At 41.9% G+C, this 4,103-nt stretch carries 5 protein-coding genes; 2 read left to right on the forward strand and 3 right to left on the reverse strand.

Translation table 11 applies throughout. From position 1 onward, the window contains the following. On the reverse strand, nt 1–760 hold a 760-nt coding region (locus tag KGY70_18100; protein ID MBS3777114.1), incomplete at its 3' end, for a DUF5060 domain-containing protein. Between the two features lie 98 nt (nt 761–858). On the opposite strand from KGY70_18100, the gene KGY70_18105 reads away from it, so the two are divergent. Continuing rightward, the gene (locus KGY70_18105; protein ID MBS3777115.1) at nt 859–1,572 is read left to right on the forward strand and encodes a CPBP family intramembrane metalloprotease; all 714 of its coding nucleotides are present in this window, start codon (nt 859–861) and stop codon (nt 1,570–1,572) included. Between the two features lie 23 nt (nt 1,573–1,595). Here the strand turns inward: KGY70_18105 and KGY70_18110 are convergent, their stop codons facing one another. Then, nucleotides 1,596–2,321 carry a zinc ribbon domain-containing protein gene (locus KGY70_18110; GenBank protein ID MBS3777116.1) on the reverse strand — a complete coding sequence of 242 codons (726 nt, stop codon included), beginning with the start codon at nt 2,319–2,321 and terminating at the stop codon, nt 1,596–1,598. Nucleotides 2,322–2,333: 12 nt separating this feature from the next. Continuing rightward, complete coding sequence (locus KGY70_18115) at nt 2,334–3,635, reverse strand: hypothetical protein (protein MBS3777117.1); 1,302 nt, start codon at nt 3,633–3,635, stop codon at nt 2,334–2,336. A gap of 269 nt (nt 3,636–3,904) precedes the next feature. On the opposite strand from KGY70_18115, the gene KGY70_18120 reads away from it, so the two are divergent. Next, nucleotides 3,905–4,103, forward strand: a 199-nt coding sequence (locus KGY70_18120) for a hypothetical protein (protein MBS3777118.1), incomplete at its 3' end; no start/stop codon positions are given.

Genomic DNA, 4,103 nt, shown 5'->3' on the forward strand with positions numbered 1-4,103 from the left:
CCGAATTCATTCCCTTCGAAGAAAGATAGTTCAGGGCGCCTATTATTCCTTTGCCTTTTCCGTTTTGCCAGGTGGGATCGCCTTCTTTCCAGTCATCAATATGGGGATTGTAGGAATGCAATCCTTCGTTTGGAGCACTTTCCCCGCTTCGCTGTTCTGAATCCCCGCCATAGTATGTACCATCAAATCCGTTATAGGCCAGGAAATTTTCCGGACTGTCCGCTCCGCCTTTCAGGAAATATTCCTTCGATCCGGCAAATTGGAGGTGGTGTTTGCCGACATACCGTAGCTTACCTTCAGATAAAAAACCGGGTGCATCATTGGAAGATGATTCTACTTCAAAAGAACCTTCCAGTCCATCGGGACCAACCGGTTCACCGGCCTCTTCCTCTAAAGATAGGGCTATCTCCTCCCCTTGTCTGAAAGATACTGAATACTCCCAGGTTCCTGCTTCAGGCGGGCAGAAATGAGCCTTCCATACAGAACCCGAAGAAGCGCTGGTTTCAGATGCATTGCCATCAGCGGCAAAATAGCCCGGAACGACATACTTCTGGTCTCCTTTCTGAAAGGTAACATTGAGCCGGTAAGTCAGGAATGGATTGGGGGTACCCGTTTCGCTCACTTCAGGACCGTTGATACTGAGGGTTACCTTATGCCAGGTTTTAAGAGAGCCCTGCACCTTTATTTCATTGTTGTTGCAGGAATTCATGGCCAGAATCAGCGCCAGGCAAACTGTCAAAAATACGAACTGTTTTCTCATGATGTATTGTTTTTGGTTGATAGCACTAAAATAATCAATTCTGAAAAGAATCACACTTTATGGTGCGTGTTTATTGTCTCTGGCTCTTTTATTTTGATATGAGAACTATTAATTTTGAACCTGAAGCATCTGCACAAACAGTGTATAATATCAAAACGATGATCAATCAGGATATAGCAATAACAACAGACAAAAGAAGGTGGCTCGAAATACTGGCGGTTGGAATTACGGGAGTTATGAAACATGTATTAATGGATTGGCTTGAGATGCGGGGGCTTTATATCGGAGCAGCCTGTTTGTTCTGGATGTTGTTCATAGCCAAAAGATACAGGGAAAATCCTCACATTCTAAGGGATTGGGGCCTCCGCAAGGATCATTTCAAAAATACCTTTATGTTTATTTTACCTTTTGCCGGGGTGTTGGTGGCAGGCATTGTCTGGTATGGCATTTCCTTCAATGCCCATTTTTTCAACTGGCATGTCATCCCTGTTTTGTTTCTATATCCTGCCTGGGGCATGATTCAGCAGTTTATGATGATCGCTATCATTGCAAGAAATTTACAAAAAATAGACTCCCTGAATTTGGACATTTCCCAGATTATCCTGTTAATCTCCCTTCTCTTTGCGCTTATTCATTATCCCAGTCTGCCTATCATGGCCTTTGCATTCTTTATGGAGCTTTTATTCACCAGTGTTTACTTTAAATGGAGAAATCTCTGGCCCCTCGGACTGTATCACGGCTGGCTCGGCAGTTTATTCCTGTTCTTCGTGCTGGGAAGGGACTTGTGGAATGAACTGTGGCCGATGTTTTAGCCCGAATTATTCTAATATACTTGTCAAATGTGGAAAAACCTTTTCAGGTCGGTCCCCTTCTTCAATTTGAAATGAATATACAGCAACAGAACAGCGATGATCCCAACGGATACCATTACTATTAAACTCCATCCGAAATGTAGGGTATTACCGGAATACAGGGAAAGTATCCCGTCGATACAAATGCTGAGCACCCCGGATACGATAAGAGAATACGCTATGATATTCAAGCCTGTTTGCTCGGCTTTTCTGACGATAAAAATAAAAACAAAAATGCCTATATACCCTGCCAATAGCAGGGGAATACCCAGTTGCATCCCCCAGCCGGTATTTCCGGCATAAATATCCAGCAGAATGAGCAGCACGGAGGTGGCCAGGAAACTGAAAAAAAGCAGCAACAGGAGTTTTCTGTACCAAAAGGCAATGAGTGTGATATTCAGGTACAATACCAGCCCGGCTGTTACAGGGTATTTTGACCATGTGACGGTCTGATCACCCAGGAAATCAATAATTAATGTTGTGATTATCCCTGAAATCAGTATGAGGCCGGATATTTTCCAGATCAGCATTCGCTTCTGGAAACCGGTCAATTTCTGATAATCGCTCAGGAGTTTTTCCTCTTGCTGTAATTTTCTGGATTTAAGATATGCCAGATTATCGGTGTTCTGGTTCCAGACGGGTTCCCCGCATAAAGAACAAAAATTGGCATTTTCTTCCAGTTCCACGCCACAATTTGAACAACGTATCATAATAAATAAGATTTATAGCTCTTCATCCTCCCTCTGCACCTGAATATCGCGTGCTTCTAAAAATTCCAGAAATTTCTGCTCGAATTCTCCGGAAGTGGTTATGTTTCCAAAACTCAACACCAGCTTATCATCAAAACCAATGATACCGCAGTTTATTTTCAGCAGGTTATTAGGCGGCGGAGGTGTAATAACAAAATGATCAATCATATCTTCCGTTTCAACGGGTAATTTTGCCTTTCCCAGATTCGTAACCACCCCGCTATACTGACTTGGACCCAGAGATTTGTGTTTCATTTTCAGGATCAGACTTTTAATAACCAACGGAATGCTTCTGACATAGATTTTTTTCTCACTCCCAACGTTTCTCGAGATGTTTTTATTGATCAGTTTCTCATCGGTTTCAAGCTGGATCTGGTGATATACTGTTTTGACAATCTCATCGAATGTATAATAGCCAAGCCGCAGATCAATTTCAGGCATGACAAACAATGAAAAATTTCGCATCGTCCGTGAAGGAAAAATTTTTCTCAGATTAACAGGCACCTGAACGCGAAGCACCTTGTTTTTTTTATACTTTTTGAAACCGCTGAGATTTTCATATATATCCTGTAATGTAAAAAGGTAAACCGCAACCAGATAGACGGTGAGGCTGACCCCTTTTTCAGCGGCAATCCGTTTGATCTGTTGCAGGGAAAGGGTAACATTCAGCCGTTCAAAACGTGGAGGTGCTTTGGGAGGATAAGGGTAATGAAAAGCTTTTGTTCTTTTAATTGTTGGTGGTATATTTTCCTTAAAATACCGTTTGTAGGCATCTTCATATTCTTCTTTGGAAATTTGTTCTTCAGGGTTTTGGAATTGGTATTCCTCGGGAATTTTTCTTCCACAAGCCTGAGCATACAATATCAAAACGGTTCTTAAAAATTCAAATCCCCCGCCCCCGTCTGTTAAAACATGGGAAAATTCTATGCTTATCCGGTTGTTTTTCACCGGAATTCTGATCAGCAGCTCTCCTTTCGAAAATTTCCGGCAGCATCCCTGATGGTCTGCTACAATAGGTATATGCCGGGGAAGATGTTCAAGGTAGTACCAGAAAAACCCCTTCTTAAGCTGTACCTTATAATATGGAAATCGCTTTTCCGCAGTAAGCAACGCTTTTCTCAGGGCACTGATTTTAACCGGATATTTAAGTACAGCAGTTAATCTGAAAACAGTAGTAACTTCTTTCGTAATAATGGCCGGAAAAATTTTTGCGGCATTATCAAGCGAAAACCAGAACTTTGCGGTTTCGGGAATGATATGTTTTTTGGCAGCCAATAACCTTGCTTAATATAGAATTAATGTTTGTCCATAAAGTCAATTAGATTGGAAAGAGTCTTGGCTAGAATGTTCGCTGGCAAGGCTTGCGAGTTTTGAATGCCAATGTAGAGACGTACGGCCGTACGTCTCTACCAAATATAATCGACTGGCATGAAAAACGAGCGTAACGCAGCCAGCGGACATTCTAGACAGACTCTAATTATTACAAATGTAAGAATAATATAGAGATGGTGTCCAATGAATCCGATAAATTTCTGGTTAAGGGTATGAAAATTCATGCGCTGATTAAAATCCTGAAATGTATTTTTTTTGCTGCCTGTTTCAGAAAAGACTTTATCTATAAGTATTCGGTTCCTCCTCTCGTCAGGATAGGTTTTACTTATGTGTTATCGGTTGCGGCTCTGGTCCCGAAAGGATTTACCCGTATGTTTCCGGTTGCCGACAACGTTTTTGAAGCTCTTCAGG

It is taken from the genome of Bacteroidales bacterium (assembly GCA_018334875.1).
In the GTDB taxonomy this organism is placed as follows: domain Bacteria; phylum Bacteroidota; class Bacteroidia; order Bacteroidales; family UBA12077; genus JAGXLC01.